Source organism: Pseudomonas sp. ASL3 (genome assembly GCF_056680425.1).
In genome coordinates this window covers 2602101-2624007 of record NZ_CM155281.1, presented here as the reverse complement: position 1 = coordinate 2624007, position 21907 = coordinate 2602101, and the positions used below count along the sequence as shown (strand labels likewise).

At 56.8% G+C, this 21907-nt stretch carries 22 protein-coding genes and 2 pseudogenes; 11 read left to right on the top strand and 13 right to left on the bottom strand.

Features of this window, described 5'->3' with window-relative positions; genetic code table 11:
* Nucleotides 1-282 precede the first annotated feature (282 nt).
* Together AC1MEE_RS12075 and AC1MEE_RS12070 are read left to right on the top strand one after the other, a co-directional pair.
* Nucleotides 283-708 carry a nuclear transport factor 2 family protein gene (locus tag AC1MEE_RS12075; RefSeq protein ID WP_480415562.1) on the top strand — a complete coding sequence of 142 codons (426 nt, stop codon included), beginning with the start codon at nt 283-285 and terminating at the stop codon, nt 706-708.
* Between the two features lie 47 nt (nt 709-755).
* Complete coding sequence (locus AC1MEE_RS12070; protein WP_480415561.1) at nt 756-1172, top strand: nuclear transport factor 2 family protein; 417 nt, start codon at nt 756-758, stop codon at nt 1170-1172.
* A 167-nt stretch (nt 1173-1339) separates the two neighbouring features.
* Here AC1MEE_RS12070 and AC1MEE_RS12065 read toward each other — a convergent pair whose 3' ends face one another.
* Nucleotides 1340-1792 (bottom strand): winged helix-turn-helix transcriptional regulator, encoded by a 453-nt coding sequence (locus AC1MEE_RS12065; protein ID WP_480415560.1) that lies wholly within the window; start codon nt 1790-1792, stop codon nt 1340-1342.
* 160 nt (nt 1793-1952) lie between these two features.
* Here AC1MEE_RS12065 and AC1MEE_RS12060 point away from each other — a divergent pair, with 160 nt between their 5' ends.
* The 7 genes and pseudogenes from AC1MEE_RS12060 (at nt 1953) to AC1MEE_RS12030 (ending at nt 6907) form a co-directional block, all read left to right on the top strand.
* The gene (locus tag AC1MEE_RS12060; protein WP_480415559.1) at nt 1953-2588 is read left to right on the top strand and encodes an NADPH-dependent F420 reductase; all 636 of its coding nucleotides are present in this window, start codon (nt 1953-1955) and stop codon (nt 2586-2588) included.
* 52 nt (nt 2589-2640) lie between these two features.
* Nucleotides 2641-3579 carry an SDR family oxidoreductase gene (locus AC1MEE_RS12055; RefSeq protein WP_480415558.1) on the top strand — a complete coding sequence of 313 codons (939 nt, stop codon included), beginning with the start codon at nt 2641-2643 and terminating at the stop codon, nt 3577-3579.
* 203 nt (nt 3580-3782) lie between these two features.
* The gene (locus tag AC1MEE_RS12050) at nt 3783-4403 is read left to right on the top strand and encodes an NADPH-dependent F420 reductase (RefSeq protein ID WP_480415557.1); all 621 of its coding nucleotides are present in this window, start codon (nt 3783-3785) and stop codon (nt 4401-4403) included.
* A gap of 90 nt (nt 4404-4493) precedes the next feature.
* Nucleotides 4494-4910, top strand: coding sequence for a nuclear transport factor 2 family protein (locus tag AC1MEE_RS12045; RefSeq protein WP_480415556.1), 417 nt, complete (start codon nt 4494-4496; stop codon nt 4908-4910).
* A gap of 114 nt (nt 4911-5024) precedes the next feature.
* The gene (locus tag AC1MEE_RS12040; protein ID WP_480415555.1) at nt 5025-5453 is read left to right on the top strand and encodes an ester cyclase; all 429 of its coding nucleotides are present in this window, start codon (nt 5025-5027) and stop codon (nt 5451-5453) included.
* 432 nt (nt 5454-5885) lie between these two features.
* Nucleotides 5886-6041: a hypothetical protein gene (locus AC1MEE_RS12035; protein ID WP_480415554.1), complete on the top strand. Its 156-nt coding sequence runs from the start codon at nt 5886-5888 to the stop codon at nt 6039-6041.
* Between the two features lie 246 nt (nt 6042-6287).
* Nucleotides 6288-6907 (top strand): annotated as a pseudogene (locus tag AC1MEE_RS12030) (tyrosine-type recombinase/integrase).
* A 102-nt stretch (nt 6908-7009) separates the two neighbouring features.
* Here the strand turns inward: AC1MEE_RS12030 and AC1MEE_RS12025 are convergent.
* From AC1MEE_RS12025 to AC1MEE_RS12005, 5 genes are all read right to left on the bottom strand, one after another.
* On the bottom strand, nt 7010-7393 hold the full coding sequence (locus tag AC1MEE_RS12025; RefSeq protein WP_480415553.1) for a VOC family protein: 384 nt from the start codon (nt 7391-7393) through the stop codon (nt 7010-7012).
* A 69-nt stretch (nt 7394-7462) separates the two neighbouring features.
* Nucleotides 7463-8581 (bottom strand): S-(hydroxymethyl)glutathione dehydrogenase/class III alcohol dehydrogenase, encoded by a 1119-nt coding sequence (locus AC1MEE_RS12020; protein WP_480415552.1) that lies wholly within the window; start codon nt 8579-8581, stop codon nt 7463-7465.
* A 59-nt stretch (nt 8582-8640) separates the two neighbouring features.
* A complete protein-coding gene (locus tag AC1MEE_RS12015) occupies nt 8641-9783 on the bottom strand; it encodes an FAD-binding oxidoreductase (RefSeq protein ID WP_480415551.1) in 1143 nt (380 codons plus the stop codon).
* Nucleotide 9784: 1 nt separating this feature from the next.
* The gene (locus AC1MEE_RS12010; protein WP_480415550.1) at nt 9785-10858 is read right to left on the bottom strand and encodes an aromatic ring-hydroxylating dioxygenase subunit alpha; all 1074 of its coding nucleotides are present in this window, start codon (nt 10856-10858) and stop codon (nt 9785-9787) included.
* A 388-nt stretch (nt 10859-11246) separates the two neighbouring features.
* Nucleotides 11247-12017, bottom strand: coding sequence for an ABC transporter substrate-binding protein (locus AC1MEE_RS12005; RefSeq protein WP_480415549.1), 771 nt, complete (start codon nt 12015-12017; stop codon nt 11247-11249).
* 220 nt (nt 12018-12237) lie between these two features.
* Here AC1MEE_RS12005 and AC1MEE_RS12000 point away from each other — a divergent pair, with 220 nt between their 5' ends.
* Nucleotides 12238-13188, top strand: coding sequence for a LysR substrate-binding domain-containing protein (locus tag AC1MEE_RS12000; RefSeq protein ID WP_480415548.1), 951 nt, complete (start codon nt 12238-12240; stop codon nt 13186-13188).
* A gap of 336 nt (nt 13189-13524) precedes the next feature.
* Here AC1MEE_RS12000 and AC1MEE_RS11995 read toward each other — a convergent pair whose 3' ends face one another.
* From AC1MEE_RS11995 to AC1MEE_RS11965, 7 genes and pseudogenes are all read right to left on the bottom strand, one after another.
* Nucleotides 13525-13899 (bottom strand): MerR family transcriptional regulator, encoded by a 375-nt coding sequence (locus tag AC1MEE_RS11995; RefSeq protein ID WP_480415547.1) that lies wholly within the window; start codon nt 13897-13899, stop codon nt 13525-13527.
* 1318 nt (nt 13900-15217) lie between these two features.
* Entirely contained in the window at nt 15218-15655 is a 438-nt protein-coding gene (gene alaE, locus AC1MEE_RS11990) for an L-alanine exporter AlaE (protein WP_480415546.1), read from the bottom strand.
* A 165-nt stretch (nt 15656-15820) separates the two neighbouring features.
* The gene (locus AC1MEE_RS11985; RefSeq protein ID WP_480416215.1) at nt 15821-16393 is read right to left on the bottom strand and encodes a tyrosine-type recombinase/integrase; all 573 of its coding nucleotides are present in this window, start codon (nt 16391-16393) and stop codon (nt 15821-15823) included.
* 134 nt (nt 16394-16527) lie between these two features.
* A pseudogene (blaOXA, locus tag AC1MEE_RS11980) lies at nt 16528-17339 on the bottom strand (class D beta-lactamase).
* 547 nt (nt 17340-17886) lie between these two features.
* Entirely contained in the window at nt 17887-19101 is a 1215-nt protein-coding gene (locus AC1MEE_RS11975) for a type II toxin-antitoxin system HipA family toxin (protein ID WP_480415545.1), read from the bottom strand.
* Nucleotides 19101-19424, bottom strand: a complete 324-nt coding sequence (locus tag AC1MEE_RS11970; protein ID WP_480415544.1) for a helix-turn-helix domain-containing protein — start codon at nt 19422-19424, stop codon at nt 19101-19103. Before AC1MEE_RS11970 ends, AC1MEE_RS11975 begins: the two co-directional genes overlap by 1 nt.
* 102 nt (nt 19425-19526) lie before the next feature.
* Nucleotides 19527-20123, bottom strand: a complete 597-nt coding sequence (locus AC1MEE_RS11965; RefSeq protein ID WP_480416213.1) for a helix-turn-helix domain-containing protein — start codon at nt 20121-20123, stop codon at nt 19527-19529.
* 379 nt (nt 20124-20502) lie between these two features.
* Between AC1MEE_RS11965 and glnT the strand changes: the two genes are divergently transcribed.
* Nucleotides 20503-21837 carry a type III glutamate--ammonia ligase gene (glnT, locus tag AC1MEE_RS11960; RefSeq protein WP_480415543.1) on the top strand — a complete coding sequence of 445 codons (1335 nt, stop codon included), beginning with the start codon at nt 20503-20505 and terminating at the stop codon, nt 21835-21837.
* Nucleotides 21838-21907: the final 70 nt, after the last annotated feature.

Below are 21907 nucleotides of genomic sequence, written 5' to 3'. Positions count from 1 at the left end.
GACGCCGGCAGTAAGGCGTTCAACACCCTCTTCGGCCACGTCCTTGCTAAGGGTGGACTCGAGAGTCTCGGGCTGCGTCCGTTGGATGTCGGCGGCCTGTACATGGCCCAGACGCTCAAGGCAACCGGCCTGATGCTCAGCGGCCTTCCAAAAACGGCGCCGGCACCTGGAACATCGCCTTGAACGTCGATATCGGCTAAGCCACTGACATCACGTCCTCACCGGCAGGTCCAAAACATATACGATTTGTTAAGTGCTTAATAATGAAGATAAGGAGCGACGATGCTTAATAATGAAAGAATAATCAGAGAACTCTGCGCCGCCGCGGAGGGGCAAGGAACGGATATCGAGAAGTTTGTCTCCATGTTCTCTGAGGAAGGATACATGTGGGATATGGCTTCCGGCATGAAGTTCCGCGGGAAGGCCATCGGAGACTCTATCGCTGGTCTGGTCATCGCGTTCCCCGATGTCCACCGTGAGTTGTTTAACATCTACGTCGCGGGAGACGTCGTCGTTGTCGAGCTCGCGATTCGGGGAACGCACAAAGGTGATCTGGCTCTTGCTTCTGGGACTCTAGCTCCCACGGGCAAGACGATAGATGTCCCGTCCTGCGATGTTTTCCACCTCGAGGGAGGGAAGATCATATCTTTCCACTGCTATAACGAGGCTTCCGCAATGCAACAACAACTTGGCCTCGTCCCCGGCTGAATTACCGACACTACGCGATCCGATGTAAGAGCAGTGGAGAGGTCTTTATGAGCATTCAAGAGAATATCCAGATTGTGAAAGACTTTTTTGCAGCAATGGGCGGTGGCGATAGGCACGGTCTGCTGGCGTTGTCTGCCGAAGATATCGAGTGGATCATTCCGGGAGAGGGCTGGCCGCTGGCCGGCACGCACCGCGGGCACGCGGGATTGGCAGACGTGCTTCAGAAGGCTTCCGCAGAGATGGAAATTTCATCCCCGGAGCCCCCCGAGTTCGTAGCGCAGGGAGACCGGGTTCTGGTAGTCGGCTTTGCTACGGGGAAAGTCAAAGCCACGAACAGGACGTTTGAGGACTATTTTGTCTTCGCCATCACTGTTCGCAATGGCAAGCTGACGAACATCCGGGAGTACGTCGACACGCAAGCACTGGCGCGGGCCTCAAAGATGGTCGCGAGCTCCAGGCCCTAAGTACCGAGACGGTCCACAAAGGGTTGATGCATTGGTCTTGGGCCTGGCGCCACTCGACGTTGCCTTGGCTGCGTTGGTGCAGAGGCTTGTCCTCCCTCAAGCGTCCTGCAGCCGGTGGTGTGTGCATCTAGTCTGTGCGACGTGACAGGGCGCGCTTGCCGTCTTGCTCATTCCTTGCTCTCAGGAAACATACATCCGCCATTGCGGACCAGCGCCTTCAGCTCTTCGCTCACCTGCGTGGGGCTTCGACTTAATCGAGTAACGAACTCCTCGAGGTCCCGTACGTACGACTTCGAATCGTGCTTCGCGCTCCAAAGGACGATGTTGAGCACGATGGGAATGAGGTCCAGGCCCTTCTCTGTCAGCGTGTAGAAATCCTTGCGCCTGTCGTCGGGGCTGGGTGCCTTCGAGAGAATTCCTTGCCCCTCAAGAAAGGCAAGGCGGGAAGCAAGGACATTAGACGCGATTCCCTCTTCCGATTTCAGGAACTGGCCATACGTCTTCTTACCAACAAAAACGATGTCGCGAATGATCAAGAGCGACCACCGGTCGCCGAAGATCTCCACGCCATAGTTCACTGCGCAATGGGACCGAACGTCTTCTTTAGATGTTGTTTTCATGGCTAGATCTTAACATCGCTTGCATGGTGCAAGTAAATTCCTGGCATTCACTTGCGTTTTGCAAGTGAAGCGACCAGCATGGCTCGTACGTTGAGCGCGGTCGCCGGATCGCGCCGGCAGTCCATGAATGATCAACCCCATATCTGTAAGGAAACTGCGCATGAGCACTATCAGCATCATCGGCTCAGGCGACATGGCGGCAGCGATCGGCGGCCTTGCCGCCAAAGCCGGACACACCGTCGAGGTGATGAGTCGTGACGCCGCCAAGGCGCGGGCGCTGGCCGAGCAGATTGGAGCCGGCGCCACGACAGGAACGTTCGGCGCAGCCCCCGCCGGGGATGTTGTCATTCTGGCGGTTCCCTACTCCGCCGTTCTCGACGTGGTGAAGCAATACGGCGAAGAACTGGCAGGCAAGCTTCTTGTCGACATCACCAACCCCGTCGCCCCCGACTTCGCAAGCTTTGTGACCCCTGAGGACAGTTTCGGCGCACAGGAGATCGCCAAAGCCGCCCCTGCCGACGCCGAAGTCATCAAGGCGTTCAACACCCTGTTCTCCCACGTCCTGGCTGCCGGTTCTGTCGAGGGTCACCCGTTGGACGTGTTCATCGCCGGGGACGACGCGCAGACGAAGGCACGCGTTTCGGCGTTCATCGAGAGCCTCGGACTGCGCCCGATGGACACCGGGCCGCTGCTCATGGCACGAACGCTGGAGCATGCCTGCCTGCTTTCGCTGGGCCTCATCGCCCACTCCGTCAAGCACACCAACTTCTCAATCGGCGTCAGCCTTCTCGGCTGAGTGCACCCGTAGCACCACTTCTCGCATCACATCACTTACAAGGAGCAGTAACATGCACGTTTTCGTTACTGGCGGGACCGGCCATATCGGTTCGTACATCATCCCCGAGCTTATCGCCTCCGGCCACGAGGTCACCAGCCTGGCTCGGTCCGACGAGTCCGCGGCTGCGGTATCCGCGCTCGGCGCCAAGGTGCGTCGCGGGGATCTTTCCGACCTCGATGGGCTCAAGGCGGCGGCGGCAGAGTTCGACGGTGTCATCCACGTCGCGCACAGGCAAGACCTGCTTCCCTCCGGCGGAATTGACGCCGTGGCGGACGCGGAGCGCCAGATCATGCTCGCGTACGGCGAGGCACTGGCCGGAACCGGAAAGCCGCTGGTCGTGTCGGGGAGCATTGGCTCGCCCGGGTGGGAAAACCTGGGCCGGCCAGCCACCGAGGAGGACCCGGCCCTTCCTGGCGGCGATAATTACAAGGGTACCTTGCGGGTTCGTAACGTCGTGGAAACCACCGTGATCGACCTCGCGGAGCGGGGCGTGCGGTCTTCGATCGTGCGGATTCCTCCCATCGCGCACAGCACGACCGATGCCGGATTCCTCCCGCTGCTGATCGGGCTCGCGAAGGAGAAGGGCGTCATCGGCTACCCCGGAGACGGCGCGAACCTATGGCCGGCCGTGCACGCCCGCGATCTCGCCTCTTTGTTCCGCCTGGCGCTGGAGAAGGGTCCCGCTGGCAAATATTGGCACGGGATTGAAGGCGAGGGCATCCGGTTCCGCGAGATCGCCGAGGCCATTAGCAGCCGCCTGGGCGTGCCGGCCGTGAGCATTCCCGCGGACGTACTGATGCTGCCGGGATACTTTGGGTTCCTCGCGAATTTGGTCACGCTGGACCTCCCGGCGTCCAACCTAATCACCCGCCAGACCCTCGGCTGGGAGCCTGCTCAGCCCGGCCTGCTCGAGGACCTAGACAACGGCCATTACTTCCCTGCCGGCTGAGTTGAGTTGAGTTGAGGAGGGAGCCGGGTCGCAACGGGCCCGGCGGACAGCAATGTCGCGATGCGTGATCCGTTCGGGTAAAGATTCTGTCGACCCGGGGATGGCATGAGGGATGACGCACGCGGCTCGGCACACACGCGATATCAATCGTGGGATGCCCGTTGAGACAACGAGCAATACTCTAATTCACGAGGAGACTGCACATGAGCACTATCAGCATCATCGGCTCAGGAGGCATGGCCGCGGCGATCGCCGGTCGTACCGCCAAAGCTGGATACACCGTTGAGGTGGTCAGCCGCGACCCCGCCAAGGCGCAGGCGCTGGCCGACAAGCTCGCAGCCGGAGCGACCACAGGGACGTACGGGGCCACTCCGGCCGGCGACATTGTCATCCTCGCCGTGCCGTACACCGGTGCGGCGTCGGTGGTGGCCGAGTACGGGGACGCGCTCGACGGCAAGGTGATCATCGACATCACCAACACGGCCTCCCCGGACCTCACGGGCCTTGTCTCTCCCGCCGGCAGTTCTGGTGCGCAGGAGATCGCCAAGATCGCCCCCGCCGGCGCGCATGTCGTGAAGGCGTTCAACACCCTCTTCGGCCACGTCCTTGCTAAGGGTGGGCGCCTCGACGCGTTCATCGCCGCCGACGATCCGGAGGCCAAGGCGCGCGTCTCGACGTTCATCGAGAGTCTCGGGCTGCGTCCGTTGGATGTCGGCGGCCTGCACATGGCCCAGACGCTCGAGGCGCTCGGCCTGATGATGATCGGCCTGGCCAAAAACGGCGCCGGCACTTGGGACATCGCCTTGAACGTCGATATCGGCTGAATCACCGACACCACGCCCCTCACCGGCAGGTCCATAACGTATCTGATTAGAGCGGACGCGATCAGATGTGAGAGAAACGGAGAGATTTCGATGAACGTACAAGAGAATGTCCAGATTGTGAAGGATGCGTTTGCAGCAATCGGCCGCGGCGATATGCAAGGTCTGCTGGCGTTGTCTGCCGAAGATATCGAGTGGATCATTCCAGGCGAGGACTGGCCGCTGGCCGGCACGCGCCGCGGGCACGCGGGATTGGCGGATTTGTTTCAGACGCAATCCGAAACGATGGAAACTTCATTCATGGAGCCCCGCGAATTCGTAGCGCAGGGAGACCGGGTTCTGGTCGTCGGCTTCGCTAGGGGGAGAATTAAAGCCACGAATAGGACGTGGGAGGACGATTGGGTCTTCGCCATTACTGTGCGAAATGGAAAACTGACGAACATCCGGGAGTATATCGATACGCAAGCACTGGCGCGGGCCTCCGAGATGGACGCGGGCTCCAGGCCCTGACCCATCGAGATCGATACCACACGAAACTATTCACAAAGTCAGCGAATACGTTTGAACAGCGGCAAAGCCTTGCCGAAGCGCCAAATAGTCGGTAACCAACTACGCGGAGGATTGATGATGCTTAACAATAAAGAAATCGTCAGAGAACTGTACGCAGCCGGGGAGGGAAGCGGGAAAGACATCGCGAAGTTTGTCTCCTTCTTCTCGGATGAAGGATATATGTGCGACATTCCTACCGGATTGAAGTTGCACGGGCAGGCTATTGGCGACGCTATCGACGCCTTCGCAAGTGCATTTCCTGATGTTCACCGTGAGCTATTCAACATCTATGTCGCGGAGAACGTCGTAGTCGTCGAACTCGCAATTCGGGGGACGCATAAAGGTGAGCTCACACTTGCCTCAGGGACTGTCGCTCCAACGGGCAAGGCAATAGATGTTCCGTGCTGCGACGTTTTTCACCTGGAGCGTGGAAAGGTCATATCCTTTAATTGCTACAACGCGGCTTCCGTAATGCAGCAACAACTTGGCCTTGCCAGCAGCTGAGGAGCGGCGCTGGGAGCCGCATCAAGCTTTGCCTCACCAATGTCGCCACCGTCATCAACACGTTGAAGGGCTTCGACAAGGAAGCGCAAGCAGCAGTCATCTGCACACTATGGAACTATGGTGAAGGACCGCAATCGGCGGCTTCATATAGCCGTAGATTCTTATTCGGTCTGGCTCGCAACGCCGTGGAGATCGCTCGCGATGTCCAGGGCAGCTCAGGCGTACTCGCCGGTGAAAGACTTACTGTGGACGATCTTCACGGTTCTTACCCTCTCTCAATCCAGGCGACGGCACAGGTAGGCCTGTGTCTGGTACGGAAATTCGATGGTCTCCCGACCGCGCAGGGCTGGGTGCGTGTGTATGTGCCCGCTTGCGTTGAAAAACCCACTTGAGCAGCTTTGTGAATGACTGGCATGGTCAGAGATCCTCTTCATGGATAAGTGGCCGGCGCATTATGAGGTAAATACAAAAAAGCAGATCATGCATTCGCAACGTTCCGGACGAATCCTGATCCACGAAATTTCTGAGTCGCACCCACCGCACGAATGGCGGCTTTTGGCCGATTCTGTTGAAAAAGTCGGTTTTTAAAAACTGCCGAAAAAATGACCGGTGAAAGTGCTTTTTAGCGCGCTTCTACGTGAATTCTCGGCCTGAAAACCTCTGCAAGTGATCTGGGATTTAATCTCCGACGCGTACTTTTTTCTCACCGCCACCAAGGCCGACTTTTTCAACAGAATCGGCCGTGAGCTGCCCTCCGCGAAGGGCAGCTGTGGGTCTACTGCTGCCCGTCTCGCACAACGGTCATCCTAAGCCTCCAACAACGGAGGCTATGACATGAACGTATCAACTACTTCCGCTTACCGGCCTTGGAATAAAGGCAAACTGGTAGGTCAAAAATCATCGCTCCGCCTGCGTGACATCTGGGGCATTAGGATCAGACTTGAGCTTCTCAAAAAGTGAGAGATCTAGCGCTTTTCGATCTAGCAATCGACAGCAAACTCCGTGCATGCGATCTGACGAAGTTACGTGTTCGAGATGTCGCTCATGGGAATCACGTGACAGCGAGGGCTATGGTAATGCAGCAAAAGACTCAACGGCCCGTACAATTCGAGATCACCGCGCAGACGCGACTGGCCGTGGAGGAATGGATACAACAGGCTGGACTCAGAAATGACGACTTCTTGTTTCCAAGTCACATACGCACCTCGGACCATCTTTCCACGCGGCAATACTCTCGCATCGTTAAAGCGTGGGTAACCTCCATTGGCCTCGATCCAGTGCCGTATGGTACCCACACCATGCGCCGGACCAAGGCCTCACTGATCTATCGCAGAACGAAAAACATCAGAGCAGTACAGATACTACTCGGCCACACGAAGCTAGAAAGTACCGTCAGATATCTCGGCATCGAGGTGGACGACGCGCTTGAGATGGCCGAACAGACAGAAGTGTGAATCGGGATCAGCGACGGGGTAGCCACTCCGTCGCTATCGGCCAAAAGCTGCCCGTTGCATCAGGCAGAAAACGGCCATTTTCTGCCGGTCGCGCGTCAGCTTTTAGGCTGGTTTGAAGCAGTATGCGGCCAGCTTGTTACCATCTAGATCTCGGGCGTAGGCGGCATAGGCGTTGGGTGCCCAGCCTCGCGGGCCTGGCGCGCCTTCGTCGATGCCACCGGAGGCCAGGGCTGCGGCGTGGAAGGCGTCGATTGCCGAACGGTCCGGTGCCTCGAAGCTGACTGTTACGCCGTTACCAACGCTTGCAGGGGCACCGTTGGCGGGTTTCAGGACGAAGAAGGAAGGGGCGTTCTCGCCCCAGATCGAACCGTTGTCGCCCAGGTCTGCGATGCGCTTGTGGCCCAGTTTACCCAGTACGTTGTCGTAGAAGCTGCGGGCTTTGTCGATATCGTTGGTGCCAATAGTGACGTGCGTGAATATAGCCATGTTTTGATTCTCTTTGGTGGGAACGAGGGGGTGGTGTTATGCCCGACAGCCATCGCCAGGTCTGCGGACTCAGCGATCGAAATGGATGACGGTGCGGATGCTTTTGCCTTCATGCATCAGGTCGAAGGCCTTGTTGATGTCCTTCAGTCCCATGGTGTGGGTAATAAAGTTGTCCAGCGGGATTTCACCCTTCTGCGCCTTCTCGACATAGCTGGGTAGTTCGCTGCGACCTTTCACTCCTCCAAAGGCCGAGCCGCGCCAAACGCGGCCGGTCACAAGTTGAAAGGGGCGGGTACTGATTTCCTGGCCGGCACCGGCGACACCGATAATCACCGACTCTCCCCAGCCCTTATGGCAGCACTCCAAGGCCGCGCGCATCAGATTGACGTTGCCAATGCACTCGAAGGAGTAGTCCACGCCGCCCTCTGTCATCTCGACTATGACGTCCTGGATCGGCTTGTTGTAATCCTTCGGGTTGATGAAGTCGGTGGCGCCCAGTTGCCTGGCAATCTCGAACTTGGCTGGATTGATATCGATCGCGATGATTCGGCCAGCCTTGGCCATGGTGGCGCCGATGATGGCTGCCAGACCAATACCGCCCAGGCCGAAGATGGCCACGCTGGCGCCTTCTTCCACCTTGGCCGTGTTGAGCACTGCGCCGATGCCAGTGGTGACGCCGCAACCGAGCAGGCAGACCTTCTCCAGCGGCGCTTCCTTAGGGATCTTGGCCAGGGAGATTTCCGGCAATATGGTGTACTCGGAAAAAGTCGAGCAGCCCATGTAGTGGTAGATCGGCTGTCCCTGGTAGGAGAAGCGCGTGGTGCCGTCCGGCATCAGGCCTTTGCCTTGGGTGGACCGAATGGCTTGGCAGAGGTTGGTTTTGCCGGAAGTGCAGAATTTGCACTCGCCGCATTCCGGGGTGTAGAGCGGTATAACGTGATCTCCCACCGCTACTGAGGTGACGCCCTCGCCAATCGCCTCGACCACACCGCCGCCCTCGTGACCGAGGATGGTCGGAAAGATACCTTCCGGGTCAGCGCCAGACAGGGTAAAGGCATCCGTATGGCAGACGCCGGTTGCGATGATGCGCACCAGCACCTCGCCGGCCTGCGGCGGCGCCACATCGACTTCGACGATTTTCAGGGGCTGGTTGGCCGCGAAGGCTACGGCGGCTCGCGATTTGATCATTATCTTGATTCCTCGGTGTAACGAATGCGGTGGGTGCTGTTGTTCGTGGTAAGGGGGTGTCACTGCCGCAGGTCCACTGTCAGTGCGGTGGTCGGGCGCGTGCAACAGAGCAGAATGTCGCCGTTTTCGGGTGCATCCAGCGGCACTTCGAAATACTCGACAGAACCTTCACGCAGGCTGACCTGACAGGTGTTGCACAGACCTGCGCGGCAATTGAATGACGGTATCAGGCCGGCCTGTTCGGCAAGATCGAGCAGCGAGTGGCAGTTCTGACTCCAGGTCACGCGGATGTCGGATGGCAGAAAGTGTACGGTCAGCGCGTTTTCAGTCTCTCCGGCCGCCGCTGTAGGTGCAGGCGTCGCGGGCGCAGGGGGCGTCGCCGCGGGCATGACTTCGTCCTCTTCGAGGACGGTCGCCGGGCCGAAGAACTCGTAATGAATGCGCTCCCCGGCGATCCCAAGGGCGCGCAGCAGACGCCAGTTCGCCTGCATAAAGGGCCGCGGGCCACACAGGTAGACGTCATAGTCGTCCAGCGGTAGCAGCCCTTGGAGGGTCTCCCGGCTTATAAGACCCTGGCTGTGATAGGCACTGTCGGCACGGTCTTCGGCGTCCGGGTTGCGGTAGCAGAAGTGCACACTGATCCCCGGACGACGGTTGGCCAGTGTCAGTACCTCATCACGGAAAGCGTGTACGGCACCGCTTTCGCAGGCGTGGATGAAGTACACCGGGCGCGCCGAACTGCTGCTCAGTTGATGCAGCATGCTCAGCATCGGGGTAAGCCCTACGCCTCCGCTAAACAGCACTACCGGCCTAAGGCTTTCTTCATCCAGGATGAACGTGCCGGCCGGCCCGGCAACCTCGAGCAGGTCGCCGACCTGCACATGGTCGTGCAGGAAGCTGGACCCTTGCCCGGGCGGCAGTTCAGGACTGTCGAAAGGTGCGGGCTCGCGTTTGACCGAAATACGTACTGTCGAGGGGTCATTTATGTCTCCAGACAGGCTGTAGTTGCGCAGCACCGTCACACCACTGCTCAATGATAAGCGAACAATGAGGAACTGCCCCGGACGAAAGGGCAGGCTTGAGGTGCCATCAGCCGCCGCCAGGACGAATGAGGTGATCACCGCACTTTCCGGTTTTTTCTCGATCACCCGAAAGGCGTTGAAACCTGGAGTGGGGAGCTGTGTTTGCGCTTGAGTGCTCATCTTATGCCTCCGTCTTTTGTTCCGCGACGTGTTGCTGGGTCAGGGGAATCAAGCGGCCAGACTGTTCTTGAGCAATTAACTTCTCCAGGTTGCGGCGAAAGCGTAGCGGTCCTGAGTCGGACGCCAGATCGATGTTGGGCGTGCGCTTGTTGGCCATACCCTGGTGTACGGCACTGAGGACGACCCGGTCTTCGGCGAAGGCGTGACGCACGTCTTCGTCGAACTGGCGTGAAACCTCTTCGTTCTCGGGGTCGAAATTACGCACCTGGAACCAGTAATAACGCGTGTTTGATTCGTCGATGGGGGTCATGAAGTTGTAGGAGTTCATCAGGAACACCTGTTCGTGCAGTTCACCTTCGTCGGAACCCGTCCCGGCTGGTGTGAACAGGGCCTTGATAATGGCCTGTGCGGGGTAGTGCACCTCGTAGTGCTGCTTGCGGTCGCAGTTACCGCTGAACTTGACGAATTTGGCATAGAAGGGCGCAACTTCGACATCGCGCATCCAGCGGGAAACGATCACGCCGACATCGGTTACCGTGGTTTCCAGTGGTTCTTGCGCGCAAGCAGCGTTACCAAAGGAAGATTGATGCACCCACGCCACATGCGAGGGATCGAGCAAGTTGTCGGTCATGTACAGGTAGTTGCAAGGGATGACCATGCTATCGCCACGATTGAGTCCCCACGCCGAATCGCCCCATTCCGGCACATGGCAGATTTTTGCTTCGTCTGCCAGCTCGACATCGCCCATCCAGATCCAGATCAAGCCGTAGCGTACTGCAAGGGGATAGCTGCGCACGTTGGCGCCTTGTGGAATGCGTTGGCTACCGGGGGCGCGGACACAGCTGCCGGAGCAGTCGAAGGTCAGACCGTGGTAACCACACTCGATGTCATCGCCCTGGCGTCGCCCCAGGGACAAAGGCAGTTTGCGGTGCGGACAGGCATCTTCGAGCGCTACTGGTGTGCCGTCGCTCTTGCGGTACAGCACGACCGACTCACTGAGCAGGGTGACGGGGTACAGATTTTCGCCCAGCTCGGCTTCGCTGGCGGCTACATACCACGCGTTTCGCAAAAACATGGTTTCTCTCCTTATTATTTTTTGTTCGGCCTTTGCAGGAGAACGATGGCTAACGACGAGGCCAGAATACGAGGGTCGAGTTAGTTGAGAATAGATGTCTTAATATGTTTGTTTATTTAGTTTTTCTAAAGTATTTGCCTTGGCTAGGCACAAGACCCGGCGCGCTCCAAGGGTTCGCGGGAAAGCACTCAAGGCCGCACAGGACAGCCTTGAGTGGGGGCATTGGTTGACCGTTTTCAGTGGCCGCGATGGGCCGCGTATTTACAGATGGGCCTGAGGTTAAAGCTGAGACACGCAGTCAGCGCCCGTTCCCGGATTTGTCGGGTGAGCTGCCAGACGAGCACTTGTCAGTCACGGTCAGCCGGGTAAGTGCCGCATTAGCGGGCTTTCAGTTATAGATATCGAAGCTGAAGTACTTCTTCTGAATCGCGTCGTAGGTTCCGTCTTTGTGCATTTCTGCCAGGGCACCGTTGATCGCCTGGATCAATTCCAGGTCATCCTTGCGCAGGCCGATCGCGATCCCTTCACCCAGTATCTTTTCGTCCTGGATAGTATCGCCAGCGAAGGCGAACCCGGTGTTTCTGGGTGTCTGCAAAAAGCCCATATCCGCTACGACAGCATCCGTCAGACTGGCATCAATACGGCCACTGACCAGGTCTGGGTACAACAGATCCTGATTTGTGTAAGACACCATGGTGACCCCGTGCGGTGCCCAGGCGGCCTTGACGTACGCTTCCTGAGTACTGCCTTGAGCGACGCCGACACGCTTGCCCTTGAGCGACTCTGTGGTGGGTAGCAGGCCGCTGTCTTTTTTCGCGATCAAGCGACTGGGCGAGTTGTAGAGTCGATCCGAAAACGCGACATTCTGTTTGCGTTTTTCGTTGACGGTCATGGCCGAAAGGACAGCATCGAATTTATTTGCCCTGAGTGCAGGGATGATGCTGTCGAAGGCGGTTTCGACCCAGACGCACTTGACCTTGAGTTGGGCGCAAATGGCATTGCCCAGATCGATGTCGAAACCCACCAGTTCACCGTTAGGTTGTTTTGATTCAAAGGGGGCGAACGTCGGGTCTACACCAAAGCGAATGACGCTCAAGTCCTTGGCAAGGGCGCCGGTAGAGGCGAGTGCAAGTACCGTGGCGAGGACAAACTTTTTCATTGTTGTTTTCCTTTGTCTGTCATGGGGTCTGCGCAGTACGCGTTGCTGACGGCAAAGACATAGCGCGCGTCCGATTCTTGTTGTGTTCACTGCATCCGGGGATGCGAGCAGTGACAGGACCAGAATACGAGAGTCTGAATATTAGAAAAGATGTTGAAAACTGTTGCTTTGTGTAGCTGAGCTAAAGTATCAAGCAGCCAGTTCCTTTCTGGAGATACTGATGAACAGCTTGCCTTCTTTGCGTGCCTTACAGGTTTTCGAAGCTGTTGGGCGCTTCGGTGGGATTGTCGAAGCCGCCAGGCGCTTGGGCATTTCGGCAGGTGCTGTCAGCCAGCAAATGAGGTTGCTGGAAGATAGCCTGGGCTTGAGCTTGACCTTCAAGGTTGGCAAACGCATCCGCTTGACCGCCGCTGGGCAGCGGTACCATGACAGCTGCGTGGCGGCGTTCGAAAGCCTGCGCATTGCTCAGGTAGAAGTCGAACGCTCGAAGAACGCCAGCAACCTGCGCATCAGTGCGTTGCCGTCGTTGTTTTCGGATTGGCTGGCACCGCTCATCTACGCCTGGCAGAACGATCACCCGGAACTCAATCTGTTTCTTGACGGCAGTCATGCGGAACCGGCACCCGATGGCTACGAAATCGATTTTCGGCTGACCTATGGGGACTATGAGTCGACTGAAAACGCCATTGAGCTGTTCCGTGATTGTGTCGTTCCGGTCTGTAGCCCACACATGTTGCGAGTCGATGCACCGCTGCGGACTTCGGCAGATTTGTTGGCTTATCCGTTGCTGTCCATTGACTGGTTACCTAAATTTGCTTCCCCACCCTCGTGGCGCGACTGGTTCAGCGCAGAACAAGTAGACTATTCGCAAATACGCGATGGTTATCGGGTCTACTCATTGTCATCGATGGCAATCCAGGCTGCGGTATCGGGGCAGGGCGTGGTGTTGGCGCAATGTTCGATGATTGCCGATGCGTTGGCGGACGGGCGTTTGATTATGCCGTTTGCTCGGGGGCTGCCATTACCCTCGTCGTATTTTTTGGTTGGTGCCAAAAATGCATTCGACAAGGCTCACTGTCGTGACTTCCATCGCTGGCTGGTAGCTCGTGGGCGAGATCAAATGGCAATTAATGAGCAGTTGTTGAGCCATTCATGGACTCAAAAAGAATAGTCGATGACGGAGCGCAATACGTATTGCAACGTCTACCCGCATGGAGCGTTGAGGTTAGTCAGGCAGTTTGCGCAATTTGCTAAGCGCTTCAGCCATCAACCAACACGCCGAATTTTCGCCCCTGATACCAGCCCATTCAAGTCAAACTCTTACACACGAGATTTGACTTGGTATCGCCAAAAATCTGAATCAACCTTGGTTTCGTAGACAACTCCAAGCCATATAACAAGGTGCTGCAACAGGTGGAACGCCTGTGATTTCTTAGGCGAAATCGACTGGCAGCTTTTGGCCGTTGCTGCCCGTCACGACCGGCAGAAATCGGCCAGCAGCGGTCATTCACGACGTGGCAATTTGCCCAACGCCCAATAAAGGACATACCTGCGTTGCTCGCTCGGCCAGCAGATTGCGCAGAGTTTGCATTTGCTTGACGCGCTCATCGAGTAAAGCGATTTTCTCAGCAAATAACTGAGCCAATAGCTCGTTAGCAACACGTTCGCTGTTCCATAGCAGTGGCAAGTTTTCGCCAATCTCGCTCAACGAAAATCCAAGCTGCTGCGCCAACTTGATGTACCCCACCAGCTGTAGCGTCTGCTCGGGATAAAGCCGATAGCCGTTGGCGGCACGTTGGGGCTTGATCAAGCCTTTCTCTTCATAAAATCGCAGGGCGTCGACTGACAGGCCTGTACGCGTTGCCACTTCTCCGATTCTCATGACTACCAATGCTCGTATTGACTCTGGACCTAACACCAGGCTTTAGGCTGCGTGTTCGAACTGTGAGGGATGGCTATGATCAGCGTAAAGAAAAATCTACAAATCGTCCGGGTCAGTGCCTTGTACGATCTAGTAGTTACAGTAGGCTTCATGACGCCCTGGACAGCGTCACTGGTTTTCGAGAACTTCGCAGTGTTATCCCGCGCTTTGGCATTGGATCGCCCAGTGCCGACATTGGACGTTACCAGCATGCTTTTCGCCAACCTGTTGGGGAGTGTGGTAGTCGTTTGGTCACTCTGGCGGCTAATGCAACCAAGCCGTAGCGTCGGTTTATATGACGCGCTAGCGAGAATACTGTTCGCTATGTGGCAACTTTTCGCGGTAGCGCACGGAGCCAGTTTTTTGATCCTTGGGTTTACGTGTTTAGAGGTAGGATTTGCCATCGCGCAGACCCTACCCTTGAACGATCTACAAAAGGGTCAAACGAGCGTGGATCGGAAGCCGACTGGTTTGGGCGCGGGGTAGACGCAGTATCTGCTTTGGGTCGATTCTGTTGAAAAAGTCGACACCAGCTTTCAGCGCAGAGAAGTACGCGTCTGAGGTTAAAATCCTGAATCCTCGCAGAGACGTACAACCTCGGATTTTGCGTAGCGGCGTCCTAAAACGCCGCTTCCATCGTCAATCTTCCAGCAGTTTGTTGGCGCTGATTGAAAACTGACCCACCCTGCCGATTGAATTTTGACCCAGGGCGGATCCGCCGCTCTTGCATCTGATGCTCCGTGTTTTCCTGCTCGAATCAGAGTGGGCGCCGCTAAATACCGGGGCAGTTTGCGGCCAGCAGAATAGCTGCAACTGGGGCAATTTTCGATCAGCGGCAACAGGCATCGTCATCTAGGCCTCCACGCGTTGAAATCGTCAGTCCAATCCAAGGCGATAAGGTTAGGTCGCCTATTTCTTAGGTCCAGTCCAGCTAACGAAGTCTCAACGGCCGTCGTTTTATCTTCAAGCCCCAGAATTGCAGATATTAGGTATCGACAGCCCAGTGGCCCACTTCCTCGGAGCGGGTTCTGTACGGCATTGGGCCGCTGCGCGGAAGCGAGCCAGCGGAACTTGACTGGAGACGGCATCAGACTGCTATCGGCCGAGGCTGTGTAAAAACGATTTGGGATGACGCTTCTGCCTGAGATCACGTGGAAAATCACGCTCCTACGTAAAATTCAGGTCTGCTGAGTAGCGGTTCTTCACCAGACTCCACGTAGGAGCGCAGACTTCGAAACCACGAGCGCGTTTTTACACACTCTGGGCCATTTGCGGTCATTCAGCTATTCAGCGACATTGGCTTATCACCACCCGGAGGCAGGCCAAAAAGCTTCCGTACCAAGTTAAGAAACGCGCCATAGGGGCGTCCGAGAAAGAGCATCATCACGGCTGCGCCGAGAATGCCGCGCAACAGGCCTCCTCCCGATGCACCGCTGAAGGCAATAATCGCCGCATAAATCGGCACCTGAAAACTGACGAGGGCAATACTGTCCCACAGCAACCTGGAAACCCGACTCCGACTTGCTCGCTTCATCAACCAATCCCGCCATATCCCGTAAGGTCTCGCGACCGGAACCATCAGGGCCGCTCCTAAAAGGCGAGCATGAAATACCTGTTCCCACGTCATGCCAGCAATGAAACGTTCATTGATGATGCCGGTCGTCGTGAAAAACAGGATCAGCGCAGTAGTGTCTGCAAAAAATGCAGTCCGGCGCATTGCCTGCTCCGAGCGTTGAAGCAAATCAGATCTCCTCTCATGGTTTGAACAAAAAGCGAGCCCCATCCAAAAGGCTGACATAAAGATACAGCGGAGTAGCAGTCTGCCTCAATGGCCGTTTCTGGCCGATAGCGATGGAGTGACTACCCCGTCGCTGATCCGGACTCACACTTCTGTCTGTTCGGCCATCTCAAGCGCGTCGTCCACTTCGATGCCAAGATATCTGACGGTACTTTCTAGCTTGGTGTGGCCGAGCAGTATCTGTACTGCTCTGATGTTTTTCGTTCTGCGATAGATCAGTGAAGCCTTGGTCCGACGCATCGTGTGAGTACCATACGGCACTGGGTCGAGGCCAATGGAGGTTACCCACGCTTTAACGATGCGTGAGTATTGTCGCGTGGAAAGGTGGTCCGAGGTGCGTATCCGACTTGGAAACAAGAAGTCCTCATTTCTGAGTCGGGCCTGTCGTACCCAGTCCTCCACGGCAAGTCGGGTCTGTGCGGTGATCTCAAATTGTACGGGCCGTTGAGTCTTCTGCTGCATTACGATGGCCCTCGCTGACACGTGATTTCCATGGGCGACATCGCGAACACGTAGCTTCGTCAGATCGCATGCACGGAGTTTGCTGTCGATTGCTAAATCGAAAAGCGCTAGATCTCTCACGTTTTGGGAAAGCTCAAGTCTGATTCTAATGCCCCAGATGTCACGTAGGCGGAGCGGTGATTTTTGACCAACCAGTTTGCCTTTATTTCAAGGCTGGTACGCGGAAGTGGTTGATATATTCATGTCATAGCCTCCATTGTTGGAGGCTTAGGATGACAGTTGTGCGAGACGGGCAGCAGTCGGCCAAAAGCGGACACCGCTGCTCAATCTCATTTTACTAGCGAGTTCGCTAGCTGAGGCCATTGCTCCATCAACGCATCGCGTACTCGTAACCCTGCGGGAACGGGTTGCGCATGCTCGTCCTGAATTAGACGGGCGAAAACCAGTGAGTGGTTATCCTTGGTCGCCCAGCCGACAAACCAGCCGTATCCGTGGGCTTCATCGCTGCTCCCGTCCTCCATTCGAGGGAAGGCCGTGCCTGTTTTGCCGTGAACATCCCAACCGTCGGGCCGTAGGGCGATTTGCGAAATCCGGTTTGTCATCTCAAAGGCATGAGGGCTCACGGGCAATTGGCGATTCACCAGCCTCTTTAAAAAGGTGATTTGCTCGTGAGGGGAAATCTTCAAAGAGGAACTGATCCAGGCACGATCAAGGCCATTGTTTTTTCGGGATCACCGGATAGGTCGGTATTCCCGTAATCGAATGCCTCGGCATATCGCTTGACCGTTGCCTCTCCAAGCGCATGAGTGACGCGTTGAGAGAACCACACAACAGAATACTGAAACCATCGAACTGCATCTGTAGGCTCCAGCCAGGCAGCGCCTCCCCAATCAGGATCACCGGGATGGTATGGCAAAGTCGGAAAATGTTCGTCTTGCAAAAAAGCCGCGTCGAAGCCCATCAGGCTTATCGCGATCTTGAATGTTGAGGCGGGAGTCACGCGACTGTAGCAATCACCCTCTTGCTTCAAAACGTCACCACTTTTTGCATCTGCCACGATGGTGCAGATAGTCCCGGCCTGTGCTGCTGAAATGCTGAATCCCAGAATCAATAAACCCAATGCAGCGCTGCGCATAAACATGCGTTCTATTCCTTTAGTAGGCGCCCCATGAGCCCTTCTCAAGAGCCTTGAGCGACCGTAGGGCAAAACTGTTCGCCTGCTCGTTGGTACGATGCAACTCATCCGTCCGAGCGAATTCTACCGGCAGGCACTGTATCAATGTCAGCTTTGGGTCCAGGCTGTGTGAAAACGTTTTAGTGCGAGTTTGGCAGTCAGAACCGCACCGAAAATCGCGTTCCTACGCAAATTCTAGGTCTGCTGACTAACCAAACGCTGGCAGATTTTCCGTAGCAACGCAGACTTCAAAGCGGTGCCTGCGTTTTCACACAGCCTGAGTCGTTCTCTGCCGGTCATGGCCACGAAGCGTGGTGGTCAAATCCGATGCAAATGGCTGGTCAGGTCGAATGCAAGCGGGTGGGCAGGTCTGTGCAATTCCCCACGGATTGATACTGAGATCGCGCCAGGCTGCGTTGCGGGACTTGAAGGGGCAATAAGCATCTCCTGCGTCCCGCGCCTTGCCTGACACAATCACAGTTCCAACGCGATCTGCCATTTATTGAGAACGCACCTAAGTCTTCATGCGCTCGACCCCGATCGCAGCGAGGGCGAGCATCAACTCGGTCCCTTTAAGCTTGCGCTCATAGTGCGCCCGCAGATCGGCTTCCCAGCCGATCACTTCAGCCAGTGTCGCAACGGCTTGATCTGCGCTAAGTGCGAAGTGTGCGCAATGACTCAGCAGGTTGGCACGACTGATGACTCGCCCACTGCGGCCCACGGCCATCGAGAGGTTAGGAGGCGAAGATCCTTCGAGCCCCGGCACCACGTCGTACATGGGTGCCAGCCGCCAGCCACCCTTCAGCCAGAGGATGGCGTGGTTCTTCGGGTGATCGTCGTCGTTGCCCACCAAGGCGTTGAAGCACATTCGCTTAAACAACTGCTGGAGGTCTTGCGCCGGCACGCCGCGTCGACTCATCTCGTTGGCAACGGCGGCGTAGACCCAGGCGCTGCGGTCGTTGGTGTGCCATTCGGCATCGAGCAAAGTAAGTGCGCTCAGCATCGGTATCCGCCCCCGCGTGCCAGCGGGCTGCGTCCGGTCGAAGCGCTCTACCAGCAAGGTCGAAGGTTCTTCTGCGTACAAGGCGGTGCGGGCAACATCCAGACCTTTTGCTGCGGCGAACGTCATGCACGCATGTTCCAGTGCGGGTACATCGCACTGATCATATCGGTCACGTGGTTTGACCAGAATCAGCACGCCACGGTCTTGCAGAGTGCGCTTGGGGCGGGCGCCACCCAGAGAGGACCTTTGCCTGCGCAGCTTGAGGGTCTGGATCGCCTCTTCATCCAGTTGATTATCAAATATGGCTTCGGTGGCTTCGATGAAAGGCGCGAGACCCTTGAGCGTAGGCAGCGGGTCTTGGCCGATGCCGGCCGGCGGATATCGCGTCTGGCCTGCCATCAGATTGCCCGCACGATCATTGTTCGGAGATTTAAGCAGGTAATCGATCGGTCCCAGTTCTGTTCGATGCAGGTCTTTCAATACCCGCTCACCCCAGCCGTCGGGCATCGAGTCGTTGATGAAACCGGGTATTCCCTTGTTTTTGGTTATCGGGCCAAAGGTTTCGCTGCGTAGCGGATAACGAACCGGGTCGGGCACCCAACCGCTGGTGGCGACGTACTCTGGATCGTAAGTGAACTCACCGTGTCCGTTGACGATGACGAGTCGACCCAGAGAGATCACCTCGCCGGTTTCAGGATGCTCCATGTAGATGTAAGCCCTGGACATCAGAAGTCATCACTCTGTGGTTTTGGCAGGCGAACCCGGTGAGGTGCATGGGGATCATTGGCTTGCAGCTGCGAGGAGGACTCGATGCCGTCGAGACTTTGAAACACCTCCTGGGTAAGTCCCAAGTGCCAGAGCACCATCATGAACGAGCGCAACTCTACGACGGGGTCGCCGCTCTCGATTTTGCGCACGGTCTGCTCGGAGATTGAAAGGGACTGAGCCAGGTCTTTCTGCCGAAGTCTGGACTGTAATCGCCTGCTTTTCACCAGAAGCCCGATTCTATAGAGGTTGTCGGCGCATTCCAGCGGAAAAAAGCTTTTCATAAGCCGCCTTTTGGCACTGCTAAAGATAGATAAGCAGCACTATAGCACGCCTAAACGTTACGGGAGAGAACTGGAAGCCTTTGTCTGGCGAGAGGAATCAGGCTATACCTCGTCGCCGTAGTTCATGATCGACAGCAGATGAATCGGGACCTTCACCAGCTGCTCGGGGCCGTGCGGGACTTCGCCATCGAAGGTCAGGCTGTCGCCGGCTTTCATGTGGTAGAGCTGGTTGCCGTGGCGGTAGACGATCTCGCCTTTCAACAGGTGCAGGAACTCGGTACCCGGATGGGAGAAGGTCGGGAACTCCTCGCTGGCGTCGTCCATGGTGACCATATAGGCCTCGAAGGTTTTCTTCGGCCCACGGGTGTGGTTGAGCAGGTGGTAGGTGTGGCCTTTCTCGGTGCCGCGACGCACCACCTGCATCCCTTCGCCTTTGCGTACCAACAGGGCGCCACTGCCTTGCTGGTCGTATTGACTGAACAGTTTTGACATCGGCATGCCGAGGGCGTCGCACAGGCGGCTCAAGGTATCGAGGCTGGTGGACACCTGGGCATTTTCGATCTTGCTGAGCATGCCTTGGCTGATGCCTGCCAGTTGCGCGACATCGGCGATCTTCAGTTCCTGCAGTTGGCGCTGTTTCTTGATTTGCATGCCCAGGTATTGCTCGAGCCTCAAGCGGGGCTCGGCCTCGGTGGAAATCACTTTGCTCATGCTTCATTTCCGGTCATGAATATAAATTTCGCACCATGAATGTGCGATGCACCCTGTTGCTGCCCGTCCTGTTTACAGCCTGAGCGGTTGCAGCATGTCTGAAGTTTTACCCGCGCGACACTCATTTCCCTGGCGAACCCTTGAAAACTCAGTGTTTCAGGGCTGAAGGCGCTGTAGAGGCGCTTTCTGACAGCAACTCTGGCAAGGCAATTGCATTCTCATTGGGAAAGTAACTTTCTTGTTGAGAATAAAAGGTTCGGCTTCAAGTCTGGTCCAAGTGGATTCTAGCACTGGGCAATCGTTAACGACTTCAGCCGACCCTCTAACCAGATCCCGCTGTTTTGCCTTGCTCGAGGAGTCCCACGTGATGTTGCCAACAGAAACACAACGAATCATCGATGAGCACAAAATCAAGTACGTGCTGGCTCAGTTCGTGGATATCCACGGTTCGGCCAAAACCAAGTCGGTACCGGTCTCCGGCTTGCAGACCGTGATCGACAGCGGCGCCGGTTTCGCAGGCTTCGCCATCTGCGGCATGGGCATGCAACCCCATGGTCCGGACTTTATGGCCAAGGGCGACCTGAGCACCTTGACCGCCGTGCCATGGCAACCGGGTTATGGCCGCATCGTGTGCGTCGGCCACGTCAATAATGAGCCGCACCCGTACGATTCGCGTTACGTCCTCATGCGCCAGGTAGAACGCCTGAATGCGCGCGGCTGGACCCTCAACACCGGTCTGGAACCTGAGTTCAGCCTGTTCCGTCGCGATGCCGAAGGCAAACTATGCAGCGTTGATGCCAGCGATAACCTGGACAAGCCCTGCTATGACTACAAAGGCCTGTCGCGCTCGCGGCAGTTTCTGGAAAACCTCACCGAAGCGCTGCAAAAAGTCGATTTCGACATCTATCAGATTGATCACGAAGACGCCAACGGCCAGTTCGAGATCAATTACACCTACAGCGACGCACTGACCTCGGCGGACCGTTTCACCTTCTTCCGCATGGCTGCCGGTGAAGTCGCCAACGACCTGGGGATGATCTGCTCGTTCATGCCCAAGCCTGACCCGAAACGCGCGGGCAACGGCATGCATTTCCACCTGTCCATCGCTGATGCGGTGAACAAGAACCTGTTCCATGACGCCAGCGACTCACGCGGCATGGGCCTGTCGAAAATGGCCTATCACTTCGCCGCCGGCCTGCTGGCCCATGGTCCGGCGTTGTGTGCCTTCGCCGCGCCAACCGTCAACTCCTACAAACGTCTGGTGGTCGGCCGTTCGCTGTCAGGTTCGACCTGGGCTCCGGCGTTCGTCGCCTACGGTTCCAACAACCGTTCGGCGATGGTTCGGGTGCCGTATGGCCGCCTCGAATTCCGCCTGCCGGACGCGGGCTGCAACCCGTATCTGGTCAGCGCCGCGATCATCGCTGCGGGGCTGGACGGTATCGACCGCAAGCTGGAAGCAGGCGAGCCGTGCAACGAAAACCTGTACTCCCTGAGCCTCGAAGCCATTGCTGGCCGTGGCATTGCCACCTTGCCGCAAAGCCTCAAGGAAGCCTGTGACGCACTGGACGCCGATCCGCTGTTCCGCGAAACCATGGGTCCGGAAATCGTCAACGAATTCATCGATCTCAAGCGCATGGAATGGGTCGAGTACAGCCGCCACGTCTCCGATTGGGAGATTCAGCGCTACACCGAGTTTTTCTAAGCGGCTCTTTTTAAAGGCATGTTTCCAACAACCCGATTTGTATCAACCCGGTTTCTTTGATCAGGAACCG